Below are 15,194 nucleotides of genomic sequence, written 5' to 3' on the forward strand. Positions count from 1 at the left end.
ATTATGAAATTTTCTGCGGGTTCTGTTAACCGCTATTATAATTGAATGACTGCCATTGTTTTAGCAGTATTTATTCTTCCCAGTTGATTTCCGTATCTTTTAAACTTTCTTTATTTTCGTTTGGTAAACTTTCTATCGTTAACCACAAAAAATATTCGCAGTCCTTTACAAAAGGAATTTGAAGTTTCATTTCAGAATCAATTTTTTTTATTCGATTAAGTTTGTCAATATCGAGAGTGACATTTATTTTATTATTTGTACCAACAAAAAAGTAATCTGTGTCATTTTTCACGATTTTACCGTAATAAATTTTTACGTCATTTTCTTTTTCTACATTTTCGATCAGTAAAGCAATAGATCTATTATTAAAAACCGCGAAATTTTCATTCATTCTAATTTCAGATTTTGAACAAGAAAATAAGAGCAGAAAAATTGAAAAATAATTGAAAATCTTCATTGGTAAGAATCTCTTATTTCACTTCCACCATGTTATCCGCCAAATTCACATCCGCCAATCTTTGAGAAAAATCGATTCCAAGAACTGAGATTTGAGATTTGTTATAAGGTATCGTAAAAGTGTATTCTTTCTGCGTCCACGGCCAGTAATTCAAAGTGGTGAAGTCGCCGTAAATATCTTTGCTTTTCCAAACATGAGTCATATTTAAAGGAATCTGGTAATTCACTACTTTTTTATCTTTTGTCAAAATTGAGAAATCGATCGGCATGGGAACCGTTCCATTATTTATTAAAGTAATCGTCGTAGAAGTTGCATCGTATTTCACGTCTTTAATTCCGTAATCGATTGTTTTAACAGTGTTGATCCAATAATTTTGAAACCATTTCAGATCCATTCCGGAAACTTTTTGTGCAATATGCATCAAATCTCTGTCGGTTGGATGTTTCAGTTTCCAGGTTTGATAAAACTCTTTCATGGTTGAAGATAAATTTTGTTCTCCCATAATGTAGCCAAGCTGAACCAAAAAAAGTTCACCTTTCGTATAAGAAGCCACGGAATAAGCTGAACCATTGTCGTGATGATCGCCAAACCAAACGGCAGGTTCTTCAATTCCTCTCTTTACAAAATTTCTGTAACCGTTCAAAGTACCTACAAATGGATTTGCTGTGGCTTCTTTCGGCGGGAAAAGTTGATGCATGATCAAACTTTCATAATAACTCGTGAAACCCTCATCCATCCAAGGTCGCATACTTTCGTTGTACGCCATAATCTGTTGATTCCAGGAATGGCCGCCTTCGTGAACCATTAATCCAAGAAGTCCTTCCAAACTCGTTCCTTCACCCAAAATCATGGTACACATTCCGTATTCCATTCCGCCGTCGCCACCTTGAATAAAGCTATAAGACGGATAAACATATCTTCCGAAAGTCGCATTCATCAATTGGAAAAATTGCGTAAGATAAGGTTTAGATGTTTCCCAAAGTTTCGTTTTTTCAGATTTTTGATAAACGTAATACACTTTTGGTCCATCGAGAACAGTGAAATTTTCTACCGTATAATCGCGATCTGCAGCCCAGGCAAAATCGAGCATGTTTTTTGCCGTCCAGTGCCAGGTTGCTTTATTTTTATCGTCTGTTTTAATATTTGCTTTGTCGTCGTAACCTTTTACTTCTAAAGGATTTTCTAAAGTTCCACCGGCTCCGACAACGTAATTTTTATCGATTTTAATGTTGACATCGAAATCTGCAAAAGGCGCGTGAAATTCTCTGCCGATATAATCGAAAGTTGCCCAACCGTCGTAATCGTATTCAGCAATTTTCGGATACCATTGTGTTACGGTCATATCAATTCCTTCGCGGTTATTTCTTCCGGCGCGACGAATCTGCATTGGAATTACGGCGTCCCAATCCATCGTAAAAGTCGTCGAAGAATTTGGTTTTATTGGAGTGGCCAATTGCACTTTCATAATGGTTTCCTGAATTTCGAATTTCAGGTCTTTGCCATTCTGTTTGATCCAGTGAATGTTTTGTGCGCCTTCTTCGTTTTTAGGAATAGAAGCTAATCGGGAAATTCCGTCTTTCTGCAATCTCGAATCACCGTTTTTTCCTTGTCCGCCAACTCTTTGATCCATCATCGATCCTGCTTTGAAAGCATTCCAATACAAGTGAAAGTAAACGACTTTCAGTTCGTCGGGAGAATTATTGGTGTAGGTTAAAGTTTGTTTTCCCTGATAAGTGAAGTTTTCGGCGTCAACATCAATATCCATTTTGTATTTGGCGTATTGTTGGTAATAAGCGTTTTGCTGTGCTGAAACCATTCCGAAAACGAAAGCGAAAATTACGAGAAGTCCTTTATTCATTTCTTAAAAATTTTTTGAAATGGAAAGATAGGAATTTTTGAAAAAAGAAAAGCTCTTCCACAAAGGGAAAAGCTTTCTATTAAATTATATTTTTATAATTCGATCCCAGCTACGCCCCGACCTGAGTGGAGCTCATTTTTTGCGTCGGCCAAAGCTTCTGCAAAAAATAGCGGGAACGGAGGGCGGATTAAGGCGCCCAAATACTATCATTTCTTACTTGCTGAAGAGGCTAAAATTTTCTCCAGAATTCTAAATGTGATCAGATAAGTCGGTTTAACACCGGTTAATCCTAAACCACCGGAAGATAGTGTAGAACCTGTTTCCAGAGGATTATCTGAAGCGTAATACGCATACATTACAAAAAGATCTTCGGAAATATGATGACGGATCTTCGAGGCTACCTGAATTGCTTTTTGATAGTGCGCTCCTTCCATTTCCAGACCGATTGCTTTCCAGGAAGTATCCATAAAATATCTAAGAATATCTTTATTTTGAAGTGAAGTTCCCAAAACGGTCACCATTCCACCTTCAAAAGCCTGCAATTCGTCGTCTTCGAAATCTGCTAACTGCAAAGCATTTTCAAAAGCGTAGTTATCGGCAGTTCCTTCGAAAACGTGAGACGTCGGTATCATAATATCGCCTTTTCCTCCCATCAAAATGCCGGCTTTTCCCATGATGGAAATCGATTTCACTTTCATGGTATAAATCTCGCCGTTGTAATCGTAAGGTCGCAATAATTCGTCCATGACTTCAAAAGCCTGCTCACCGAAAGCATAATCGAAAACAAGAATAACGTCGTCGCCTGTAAATTTCAGTCCTGCGAATGGCGTATTTTTCAGATCAGTTTTCGCAAGATCGATGATCTGTACATCGATATTACTTCCGCTCTGATCATCAATATAAATTAAACCTGCATTCTGGGAATGATGAAGAACTTTTTCCTGCAAAGATTTCTTGTTAGAAATTTCTTCATATAATTTATAATCTACCTGCTTTGTCGTTTTTTTTGAGACCGCATCATTGGCATAAAGCATATTCTTTACAGAATGCATATTGGCGGAAATAATGTGTAATGGCCGCATGTGCAGATCATTTTCTGCCAAGACCTGTTTTACTTTATTTGCCCATTTTTCTCCAAAGAAATGGTGACCAACTCTTTCGCGCAGAATGGCGGAGAAATGAACTTCGCGCTCTCTGATTTTTTTATAATCGTTGAAACTTTCGTCACCCAGATGGTAAATAATTTTGAAAAGTCGATCCGGGTTTTTGTCATCACCGAAACTGTTGTAAGCATTGAGTGTTTCAACAAATGTTCTCCCCAAAAGTGAAGAAAGGTGAATCAACGCTACTTCTTTTTCTTTTCTGCTGAATTTTTTCTCTCCTTTTGCTACTTCTTCGATGATTTTCCAGGCGCGTGTCGGTTTGTCATTTTCATCAGAAATAAACGCAAGATTTCGAATTTTGTCGGCTTCTATATATAAGAAGGTAAGGTGAGTCAGAATATCATAAATTTCAGAACGGCCCAAAAGAACTTCAATATTCATCTGGTGTTCGTCGATCCTGTAACAGTTTCGTCGTCTTTTCTTCGGAACAATCACTTCAAAACTACCTTTTTCAAAACCTTCATCGGAAGTTAAGTGAATGAATGAACATTCCTCGATTCCTTCCGGAAGTCGGTCTAAAACGTAGTGAAGTCCGTCGAGTTCTATTTTATTTGGAACGCCCATCGTTCCGTAAATTTCAGGATTAATGGTTGTTAGTAATGATCTTAGGCTTTCTCCGGAGATCCCGGATGGTTTGAAAAAACCGCGATAGAATAAGTGTCGCATAGAAACATAAAGTCGCTCAATTGCTTCAGTCGTTTCTCTTGCACGTGAATTTACCATAGGAGTATCTTTTGGCAAAGATAATACATATTAGCAGTTTTAAAAAATATCTGCCTTTTTATAAGATTATTAATCGTTAATATGCATTATTTTAGGTTTTTAAAAATGTGTTTAATCTGAGAACTATAATTTAAAAAGACCTTAATACCCCTTTCCTAATTTTTTAATTTCTTTTTCTACGTCTTTAAAAGCAATATTTTGAACACTTTTTATCATCTTTCCTTTTTCGAATAACTGCAGATTGTAAATATCATTTTTAAGATCTGTAATCAAAATTCCTTCTTTTGGTTTTCCGGAAGAGTCCATAATTACCGCAGTGATCGTACTTTCATCTTCTGATTGATCCAGAAATGTACCGCTGCTTACCTCCTCTGATAAATGATTGAAAATTTCGGTCGCGGTTTTTAGATGGTCATCAATGGAATTGTAAACGGAGTATGCAAATTTCGATTCGCCGTAATTTTCATTTGGTTTTTCATGCAGGTCGATCGTAGCAGAACTTATTTTGCCGTTTTTGAGAAAGTAGAGCGTAACTCTTTCATAATACTTGTTTGATGCATTTTCGGCGGAAGAATAGTTTCTGGTTTCGATAAGTTTGCCGTCGATCATTAATTTTTTCGTAAATCCTTTGTCTGAGTTTTCGATTTTGATGGTGGCTTTTTTCTTCTCCTGCAGATCACTGATTTCAATGCTGTTTCCCTTTAATTCGAAATGGATCCTGTTGAAATAATTGACTGCAAACAAGTCCCAGTCAAAACTTTGAAGAATGCCGTTTTTTAAGTTTCTTGAAGTGAATTGCCGATTGTTGAGCACATATTCTACACCATCGAAAATTTTTCCGTCTTTGTAAGTTGATTTAATATTATATGGTTGGTAGCGGTAATTATCCATATTCTCCAAATAATTATTGGAGTATTGAAATTTCGGACTTCCATTTTCGAAATAGTCAATTTCCTTAAATTCACTGTCTTCATCGGTCACAAAATAACCTGAGTAAGGTTTTCCGTTTTTATAAATCCCTTCATAAACTTCTCGTGGCTGCTCCTCGATTGTAAAAGACTGATCCAATATTTTTACGAGAACTCCATTTTCATAGAATTTTTTCTTTGAAATATTATTCTCTTCTTTTGAATATTCATCTTTATAAATGGTTTCAGCCTCTATTTTTCCATTTTTATAAAAGGTTGTTTCTTTTTTCCCGATTAACGTTCCGTTGTAAGGTTCATCATTTTTATATTCGAGCGTCGCAATTACTTTTCCATCGTTATTATAGAAGGTAGTCAATCCGTTGAGTTTTTCATTTTGAATGGTGTAGGTTTTTTCAGGATTATCGAGTCTGTAATTAAAAACTTTTTGCAATCCGGTTTGTTTAAAGTTTTCGACATTGATCAATTCATTATTTTGATCAGATGATCGATCAGTAATAAAAGTTCCTTTGTATGGTTTTCCATTTTTATAAATTCCTTTCGCCACGATTTCGTTTTGCTCGTTTTTAGCAATAGATTCTCCCTCTTTTTGTCCATTCAAATAAGTGGAGTTGATCACAAATTCCGCTATTTTCTCATCGAAATTTCCGTTGAAAGGGTCATTTCCTTTGTACGTCCTTTTACTTTTTTGGTTTCCATTCTCGTCAAAAGTTATTTCCTCGCCCTCTTTTATACCTTCCCGATAATTGCTTTCAGAATATATTCCTCCTTTCGGATTGTAGGAAATCGATTTGCCGGATTTCTCCCCTTTTATATAATTGGTAGATGATTGTAAACCGGTTGCAAAATTATTCTGGAGAAAGTATTGGTAATCGGTTCCATCATTGATCTTGCTGCTGTACTTTTTTAAATTATTTTCATTTAAGGTTTGAACTAACTTTCCCGTAATATCATAATTTTTCTGACCGATGAATTTTAAATCACCAGCAATAATAGCATAAACTTTCTCCTGAGCCAGTTTATTTGAATTGCTCCAGAATATTTTTTGCGAAACAGTTTTTTCATAGACTTTCCTGGTTTTTTCAGGGACAGCCGAGTAAGGCATTGGTGGTTCGACTCCAACAGTTTTCTGTAATTGTGGCTCATCGGAATTATTGTTTTCGTAATCCTCCGTGATGATTTCAAAATCTCCACTTTTTGGGGTTCCTTTGAAATAAATTCCTTTCATCAAAACAGTGCCGTCTTTCGCGTAAATTATGGTTTCACCGTCTTTTAGGCCATTTTTGTACTGAACTGTTTTCCGAATTTTACCATTTGCGTGATAGTAAGTGAGCGTGGGATTCTTAGACTTGTTTACATACTGCCGAAAAGTGGTGTCATTTCCATTTTCATCATACCAGGTAATATCTCCAACATAAGCATTCTCATCATTTTTTGAAACGTAGCCTTCAAATTGCGGGGTGCCATTCATATAAAAATCACGGAGTAAATTCAGTTCACCCAAAGTTTTCATCGGCATTTCCCGATAATATGAAGCGTTCGTTTTGTTCGTGACTTTCCATTCTTTATCATAATAGATGGATTCTGAATTTTGGGCAAATGAAAGTTGACAAAGGAAAAAGGTGAGGAGGAAAATAAATTTATGGATCATACGAATAACTTTAATTCAAAAATAAACAATTCAAACGGAATAAAACGAAGTGTCTATTTAATGAATAGGAGGTTAACTTTAAAAAAGCACCTGCATTAAATTAGGGGTTAGTGTTAAAATGTTAATAAAGTTTCAGATTTGTATAAAAAAAAGAGGGGGTAAAATAATTTGTAATCACTTTTTGTTGTAATTTTGCGTTATTAAAATCAAAACCAAATGGCATACTTAAGATTTAAAGCATTAGAAATGCTTTCCTTTAAAGATTACAGAAAAGATAATGCAGTGGTCGTTCCTGCAAAATTATCTGAACTTTTCTGTCAGAATGTATTTTCTGAAGAAACGATGAGGTCCTACTTGACTCAGGAAGCTTTTAAATCAATACAGGATGCGATAAAAAGAGGAACCAAAATACAGCGCGATGTTGCTGATCAAATTGCGGTGGCCATGAAAGACTGGGCATTAAGCAAAGGAGCAACTCATTATACGCACTGGTTTCAACCTTTGACAGGGTCAACTGCTGAAAAGCATGATTCATTTTTTACTCCTTTCGAAACAGACCGTGCAATTGAAAGATTTTCTGGTGGAATGTTGATTCAACAGGAACCAGATGCTTCTTCTTTCCCGAACGGTGGAATCAGAAACACATTTGAAGCGAGAGGTTATACCGCATGGGATCCGACTTCTCCTGCTTTTATTGTGGGAACTACACTTTGTATTCCTTCAATTTTTATTTCATATACGGGTGAAACATTAGATTATAAAGCGCCATTATTAAGAGCTTTAAATGCGGTCGATATGGCGGCAACTGACATCTGTAAATCTTATTTTGATAAAAATGTTACGAAAGTAAGTCCGACCTTAGGGTGGGAACAGGAATATTTTTTGGTTGATTCAGCATTGTATCAGTCAAGACCGGATTTAGTAATTACGGGGAAAACCTTACTGGGACATTCTCCGGCAAAAGGTCAGCAGTTAGATGATCATTATTTTGGATCGATCCCAACGAGAGTAATGAACTTTATGAAAGAACTCGAGATCGAGTGTATGAAGTTAGGAATTCCGGTAACGACACGTCATAATGAAGTGGCACCAAACCAGTTCGAGTTGGCGCCAATGTTTGAAGAAGTAAATGTCGCGGTTGATCACAACTCCTTATTAATGGATATTATGGCGAGAGTCGCGCACAAGCATCACTTTCATATCCTATTCCACGAAAAACCTTTTGCAGGAGTAAATGGAAGTGGGAAACACAATAACTGGAGTATGGCAACAGACACCGGGGAAAATTTATTGAGTCCAGGAAAAAATCCAAAAAAGAATCTGCAGTTTTTGACGTTTTTCGTGAATACCATCAAAGCAGTTCATGATTACGCAGATTTGCTAAGAGCAAGTATTGCTTCCGCAAGTAATGATCATCGATTAGGAGCCAACGAGGCGCCGCCTGCTATTATTTCTGTTTTCATCGGAACCCAATTATTCAGTGTCTTAGAAGAGTTGGAAAAAGTGACCGACGGAAAACTTTCGCCAGAAGAAAAAACAGAACTTAAATTAAATGTGGTCGGTAAAATACCGATGATTTTGTTAGACAATACCGATAGAAACAGAACTTCACCTTTTGCTTTTACCGGAAATAAATTCGAGATCAGAGCAGTTGGCTCGTCTGCAAACTGTGCGGAAGTAATGACGGTAATGAATTCTATTGTTGCGAAACAGTTGCAGGAATTTAAAATTGAAGTGGATGCGTTGATCGACAAAGGCTTGAAAAAAGATGAAGCGATCTTCAATATTTTAAGAGAATATATTAAGGTCTCCAAAAATATTATGTTTGAGGGAGATGGTTACTCAGATGATTGGGCAGTGGAAGCTGAGAAACGTGGATTGAGCAATTTGAAAACGACGCCGGAAGCTTTAAAAAGAGAGATGGATGAGAAATTCGTTGCGCTCTACGAAGATCTGGGAATTTACACCCACCGGGAAATTGAGGCGAGAAACGAAATTAAGTTAGAAAAATATTCTACCGTTGTTTCTATTGAGGCGACTGTTTTAGGAGACATAGCACGAAATCACATTATTCCATGTGCCCTGAATTATCAAAACCGACTCATCGAAAATGTAAAAGGATTGAAAGAAATCTTTGGGGAAAAGGAGTTTAAGAAATTAGCCTGTGAGCAAATGAATATGATCACTGAGATTTCTGAACATGTTTCTATCATTAAAGTTGAGGTTGATCGTTTACTGGGTGCAATAATTACCGGTAAAGCTGCTGGAAATTCTCAGGAGATGGCAGAGATCTTCTGTAATGATGTGAAACCTTTGTTTGAGAAGATCAGAGACTCTTCAGATGCATTGGAAATGATGGTTGATGATGAGCTTTGGCCAATGACGAAATACCGAGAACTCTTGTTTACAAGATAACTGAAAACTGTATCATACTACAAAATCCCGTATAACAGCGGGATTTTCGTTTTTGCCTCATAGAGAATTCATATGCATGTTATAGATGCACTAAATAAATGTTAACAAATCACAAAAAAAATAAAACCGCAATCACTTAAATAAAGGGATTGCGGTTATTTTTCCATTAACATTGTACTTGAAAATGTTAAATTGTGTTAAATACAGTTTATGAAAAAGGTGTTTTCACCCATTCTAAAACTTGAATACCTACTTTTGCTTTGCATTTAAAAACAAATATTACTTTTTTAACACAGAAAATAAATATATATATGAAGAGAAGAGTTCTGTTTTATTTAGTTGGAGTGATTGCTACGATATCTTTGCAATCTTGTGTAACCAACTACGTGGTATCAGCACCACAGACTTATGTTAATGAATACAAATCAGATGCCAAACTTGCATCACTTGATAATAAAAGATTAGAAACTGCAAAAGCGCAATTGTTAAACAGTTTCAAAGATGAGAAGTTCGCAGCAGCAAAGACTTTAGAAGCATCTTTAAAAAATGAAGAAATTTCCAGAACAGTAAGATTTACTCAGAAATTAGACGATATTTTAAAAGAAGCAGAATCTTATTTAGGAACTCCTTACCGTTACGGCGGAATGACAAGAAGCGGAATCGATTGTTCTGCATTTGTACTTTCAGTTTTCGGTGCAGTAACCGGGATGAGTTTGCCAAGAGTAGCAGCATCTCAAGCTCAGGAAGGAGAGAAAATTAATAAGGAAGACCTTCAAAAAGGAGACTTAGTTTTCTTTTCACACGGTAGAGGTAAAATATCTCACGTAGGGATCGTAGAAAACGTAACAGCAGATGGTCAGGTCACATTTATTCACTCAGCAACTTCGAAAGGAGTAATGATATCGTCACTCGATGATTCGTATTGGGGACCGAAATTCAGATTTGCTAAAAGAGTAATGTCTCAAAACATTTTCAACAGTAATTTCGCAAATAACAATTAAAAGTTATATTCTAGATAATTGATTTAAAGCTACCAGAAACGGTAGCTTTTTTGTGCTCTGTGATTAACTAAACCTTACTAGAAATCGCGTTCTGTTTAAAGGACAGTTTAATAATAAATTAATAGGTAATGAAAGTACACACTACATAATTTAAGCAAGCGTACTTTATTTTTCTTTCTCAAGAGACCTTGAACGTATTCCAAGAAGTTTATAATCCTTCCAGATGAAGGAAATTAAAAGTGATGCAGTTTGAAGTATAATTTATTTAGATATTTTATTATAAACTGAAATTTACTACAGAAACTATCACTTAAATTTTTAAAACTTAAGTCTGAATACGATTAAAAGTAAAGTAGAAATTTTAAGCTGACTTTCAGATTAAACCAAACTATTTCGATCGGTATAATTAAGTTTGAAGAAAATAAAAGTCATGATTGAAAATGCTAAAAAAGAAGATCCACCATAACTAAAAAAAGGCAGCGGGATTCCAACCGTAGGGAAAAGTCCCATGACCATTCCGAGATTGATGGCAAAGTGCATTAAAAGGATTGAGGCAAAACAATAACCGAAGACACGATTGAAAGTGGATTTCTGCTTTTCAGATAAATAATAAATTCGCCCGATAAAAAGGGTGTAAAAAATAACAAGTACAGAAGCTCCGAAAAAGCCCCATTCTTCTCCAACAGTGCAGAAAATGTAATCTGTTTCCTGTTCCGGAACAAATTTCCCTTGTGTTACAGAACCTTCCTTGTATCCTTTTCCAAAAAAACCACCTGATCCTATAGCCGTTTTCGAGTATAATAAATTATATCCCGAAGTGTCGCGAAATGCTTTTTCACCTTTGTAAAGAACTTCAATTCTTTCCCGTTGATGTTTAGGCATCTTTTCCAGAATTTTTGGGGAACCGTAAGCCAATCCGCAAAGGAGTACAAATGAACCTATAAAATAGACAACTGAATATATATCCCAGTGAATTTTGTAGTAATTAAATAAAATAATGATCCCGTAAATAACTGCGATGCCTATTATGATGTAAACAGGATCGATTGCCAAGGCTGTCAAAAATACAGCCGCTAAAATTCCACCTACTCCGAAAAACCACCCACTTAAACCTTCCCGAAAAAGTGCGATAAAATAAGCCGTAAATACTAGCAACGAACCTACATCGGGGATTGCTAAAACCACTACTGCCGGAATTCCGATAATGGCTAATGAAGTCCATAAAGATTTTTTTACTTTCAGATTAAAATCTGGTCCGGAAACATAATTGGCAAGCATCAATGAAACCCCAATTTTTGCAAATTCTACAGGCTGCATCGTAATTCCGCCAAATTTATACCAGTTTCTTTGTCCTAAAATTTCGGTCCCAAAAGGAAATAATCCGATCAACAAAAGAACGCCTCCAACATAGATGATACTGGAGAAATTTTCGAAAAATTTGGTTCTCATCATAAAGATCATGAGTCCCACCACAAGAGATATACAGAAAAAAATCAGTTGTTTTTTTCCTAAAGTTTCATCAACACTATAAATATTTGCCACGGCAAAAAGGGATATGGCGAGATAGAGAAAAATGCTGAGCTTATCTAAACCTTCTGTCCACTTCATTTGGTCGGTGTATTAATTTTTGATTTAGAACGCAACGAGTCCATTTTGTAAATAAGTTTAGTTCTTATGGCTTCATTTTTAACAACCTTTAAACTGTCTTTAAGATTTTGAACTAGTGCAGAATCTTTGTTAGGTTCTTTGTACAAACCTTTTCTTTTCAATTCAACAACCCATTGTCTTTTATATTCAGGCATAAAACTGGCGTTCACTAATTTTTTGTACAATTGTTCGCGCTTCAGATCGCCTGTTAAATATTTTTCTGCGATGGCAGTTGCTGCAGGTCCAGCCCAAGTTGCTCCGAAACCGGCATGTTCCATTACGGCTGCAATTACAATTTTAGGATTTTCTGCGGGAGCTGCCAAGACAAAAATCGAGTTATCTTTTCCTTGTGGCACTTGTGCTGTTCCCGTTTTTGCAAGCATGGTAAAATCATTTGATTTCAAACTTCTTGCTGTTCCCGCTAAAACAACCTGTTCCATTCCTTTAATGATCGGTCCGAAATATTTAGGATCTACCAGTGTTTTATGTTTTACTTTGAACCTTGGATCTGGATTTGGTTTTCCATCGATTGATTTTACAATGTGAGGCGTATAATACCACCCTTTATTTACGATCGCAGCTGTTGCATTTGCCATTTGCATTGGGGTAAGTAACACATCTCCTTGTCCCATTCCATTAAAGATAGAACCGTTCATGGTATATGCTGAACTCCAGTCTTTTTTGCCACCACTTCTTTTTTCGTAAAATTCACCACTCGGAATTCTTCCTTTTGAACCTACAGCCAGATCATTATTTAAAAATTCTCCAACCCCAAAACTGCTCATGATTTTTTTCCATTCGTCAACTCCTTTCGTAGGATCTCCCGGATATTTATTCATGATCGCAATAAAAGCGTAGGTAAAATAGCAGTTGCTGGAAACCTGGATAGAGGGAATTAATGGAACTGCACCACCGTGACCTTTCACGCGCAATCCCCGATAATTAAATCCACCACCGCAGGGAAAAATTGTATTTTCATCCATCACACCCATTTGCATTCCTGCCGCTGCAGTAAGCAGTTTAAAGGTAGAACCTGGTGGATAAGCCGCCTGAACAGACCGGTCAAAAGTAGGTCGGCTGTTATAAACCGTGTCCATTTGCAAACGGTAAAGATTTTTAGTTTTTTCCGGACCTATGAAAAGATTTGGATCAATATCAGGACCGGTTGCCATTACTAGAATTTCTCCCGTCTTCGGATCAAGAGCGACAATGGCGCCCTGTTTGTTGACCATCATTTCTTCTGCCATTTTCTGCAGATCGTAATCGATGGTTAAAGTAATGTCTTTCCCCGTAACAACGTCTTTATCTAAAGTACCATTTTTATAGGAACCAATGCTTCTTAAGCGGATGTCTTTCTGAATATACTGCACTCCTTTTATTCCGCGCAGATCATTTTCGTAAGATTTTTCAATACCGGTTTTGCCGATAAAATCTCCGGGTAAATAATACGCCGAATCTTTTTTTAGTTCGCGCTCATTAACTTCATTCGTATAACCCAAAAGATTTCCGGAAGTAGAAACTTCATATTGTCGCTGAGGTCTGGAAACGATATTAAAAGCTGGATATTTAAAAATGATCTCCTGAATTCTTGCAATTTCTTCCCGACTTAAATTTTTCATAAAAGTCATCGGCGTCAATTTCGAGTAATATCTTTCGTTTTTAATGGAGTTGATGATTTTGATAAAATTGGGCTTATCAATTTTCATCAGATTACAAAAATCTAAAGTATCAAAATCAGGTTTCATCAATGCTTGCGTAAAAGAAATTTCATAAGAAGGCTGATTTCCCACCATAATTTTTCCGTTGCGGTCGAAGATAACCCCTCGTTGCGGAATGATGTATTCCGTTTTGATCGAAGTATTTGCTGCATTTAAAGCATATCGGTCTGTGAAAAGCTGTAAATACGAAAGTCTTGCTATGAATATTAAAGCAAGTATTCCTAAGATGGCGGTGATTTTTAAATATTGTGACTTCAAACCTTCTGTTTGATTTTAAATGCTAAAGCGTAGAGAACGATAAATACAAATGAGATCGCACTCGTTGCTAAAATGTTAATGAATATTTCGAATAACCTGCTTAATTTAAAAAACTCAATAGATTGCACGAGAAACTGGTGCAGAAATATACTGGAGAATATAAAAAAGAAGTATTGCGACCACTGTAAAGTTTGAAAAGAAAAGAAATCGGTAGATGTATCGGTAGAAGTTCGGAAGATCAATGTTCTGAAATAAGCGATCATAACCGTTGCGAAGGTATTGATTCCCCATGTGTACATAAAAGCGTCAATTCCTAATCCCAAAATAAAACTTAAAGCTAAAAATTGAAATTTATTTCTAAAGAACGGATAGAACATCACAAAAACAGGATACAAAACCGGTGTATATTTCCCGAAAAGCATAATGCGGTTCAGCACAAAAATTTGTAATGCAATGAGCAAAACAATCATCAGAAGATCTGTAAATAGTGTTCTGCTTATCATTTTTCTTTGTTTATCGTCGCCTGCAAAGTATCTGCAATTTTTTTAACTTCTGCTTTTTTTAGATTTTTTACCACATAGACCTTACTCAGATTTCCCATCTTTTCGCTCAGTTCTACAGAAATATCCCAGAAACCGGTTTTGCTGTCGACCTCATAACCTGCAACTTTACCGATCATAATTCCTTGTGGGAAAATCGCAGACTTACCATCGGTTATGATCGTATCTCCAATTTGTAGGGGAACATATTTTGGAACATCAGACAAATGCATGGTTCGCGAATCTTCACCTCTCCAGGTTAAAGTTCCAAAATAACCAGATTTCTTCAGCGCAGCATTAATTTTAATTTTATTTAAACTTAAAACCGATTGTACCAAAGAATAAGAATCTGTGGTGTTGATCACAATTCCGGCGATTCCGTTTGGTGCCATAACGCCCATCTTGGGCAGAACGCCATCTCTTTTTCCACGGTTGATGGTGAAGTAATTGTCTTTTCGGTTGATGCTGTTGAAAACAATTTCGCCGTCGACAAAAGTGTAGATCTGGCCACCTCCAATGGTATCGTGAACTTTTCTGAATTGTGGTTTTCCGGTAGAGTTATTGCCATAAACCTGCTCCATCAAAGTTTTGTTCTGAGCAACCAACTGTTCGTTGATCTGTTTCAGTTTCAGGTAAGAAGCGCCTTCGTCAATATATCCTGAAACCCAGGAATTAAAAGCCGCAGTTTGTCCCGCAACCCACGACTGTTGCATTGAATTTCTGCTGAAAACCAAAACCAAGGCTATGAGTTGCAGAAATATAAAGAAGACGAATAGGCCGTTCTTCGAAAATAATCTCAGCAAAAATCCCATCGGTTAATGTCGTAAAAAGTTAAAAA

The 15,194-nt window shown here is 36.4% G+C and carries 10 protein-coding genes; 2 read left to right on the forward strand and 8 right to left on the reverse strand.

The annotated features are described in order from the left end of the window. Positions 1–70: 70 nt before the first annotated feature. From IV494_RS12515 to IV494_RS12530, 4 genes are all read right to left on the reverse strand, one after another. A complete protein-coding gene (locus tag IV494_RS12515) occupies positions 71–391 on the reverse strand; it encodes a hypothetical protein (protein ID WP_196080471.1) in 321 nt (106 codons plus the stop codon). Between the two features lie 79 nt (positions 392–470). Further along, entirely contained in the window at positions 471–2,315 is a 1,845-nt protein-coding gene (locus tag IV494_RS12520; RefSeq protein ID WP_196080472.1) for a M1 family metallopeptidase, read from the reverse strand. A 206-nt stretch (positions 2,316–2,521) separates the two neighbouring features. Beyond that, positions 2,522–4,201, reverse strand: coding sequence for a DUF6909 family protein (locus tag IV494_RS12525; protein ID WP_196080473.1), 1,680 nt, complete (start codon positions 4,199–4,201; stop codon positions 2,522–2,524). Between the two features lie 141 nt (positions 4,202–4,342). Then, on the reverse strand, positions 4,343–6,778 hold the full coding sequence (locus tag IV494_RS12530) for a toxin-antitoxin system YwqK family antitoxin (RefSeq protein WP_196080474.1): 2,436 nt from the start codon (positions 6,776–6,778) through the stop codon (positions 4,343–4,345). Between the two features lie 216 nt (positions 6,779–6,994). On the opposite strand from IV494_RS12530, the gene IV494_RS12535 reads away from it, so the two are divergent. After that, a complete protein-coding gene (locus IV494_RS12535) occupies positions 6,995–9,193 on the forward strand; it encodes a glutamine synthetase III family protein (protein ID WP_196080475.1) in 2,199 nt (732 codons plus the stop codon). A 311-nt stretch (positions 9,194–9,504) separates the two neighbouring features. Next, positions 9,505–10,194 (forward strand): C40 family peptidase, encoded by a 690-nt coding sequence (locus tag IV494_RS12540; RefSeq protein ID WP_196080476.1) that lies wholly within the window; start codon positions 9,505–9,507, stop codon positions 10,192–10,194. A 378-nt stretch (positions 10,195–10,572) separates the two neighbouring features. On the opposite strand, the gene rodA is transcribed toward IV494_RS12540, so the two are convergent. Genes rodA through mreC form a run of 4 tightly spaced genes read right to left on the reverse strand, consistent with a single transcriptional unit; the run spans position 10,573 to position 15,168 of the window. After that, positions 10,573–11,802, reverse strand: a complete 1,230-nt coding sequence (gene rodA, locus IV494_RS12545) for a rod shape-determining protein RodA (protein ID WP_039350303.1) — start codon at positions 11,800–11,802, stop codon at positions 10,573–10,575. Beyond that, on the reverse strand, positions 11,799–13,817 hold the full coding sequence (locus IV494_RS12550; protein ID WP_196080477.1) for a penicillin-binding transpeptidase domain-containing protein: 2,019 nt from the start codon (positions 13,815–13,817) through the stop codon (positions 11,799–11,801). Before IV494_RS12550 ends, rodA begins: the two co-directional genes overlap by 4 nt. Then, positions 13,814–14,320, reverse strand: coding sequence for a hypothetical protein (locus IV494_RS12555; protein ID WP_039350307.1), 507 nt, complete (start codon positions 14,318–14,320; stop codon positions 13,814–13,816). The genes IV494_RS12550 and IV494_RS12555 overlap by 4 nt, the downstream gene beginning before the upstream one ends. After that, a complete protein-coding gene (mreC, locus tag IV494_RS12560) occupies positions 14,317–15,168 on the reverse strand; it encodes a rod shape-determining protein MreC (RefSeq protein WP_196080478.1) in 852 nt (283 codons plus the stop codon). Before mreC ends, IV494_RS12555 begins: the two co-directional genes overlap by 4 nt. Positions 15,169–15,194: the final 26 nt, after the last annotated feature.

It is taken from the genome of Kaistella gelatinilytica, from assembly GCF_015679325.1.
Classification (GTDB): domain Bacteria; phylum Bacteroidota; class Bacteroidia; order Flavobacteriales; family Weeksellaceae; genus Kaistella; species Kaistella gelatinilytica.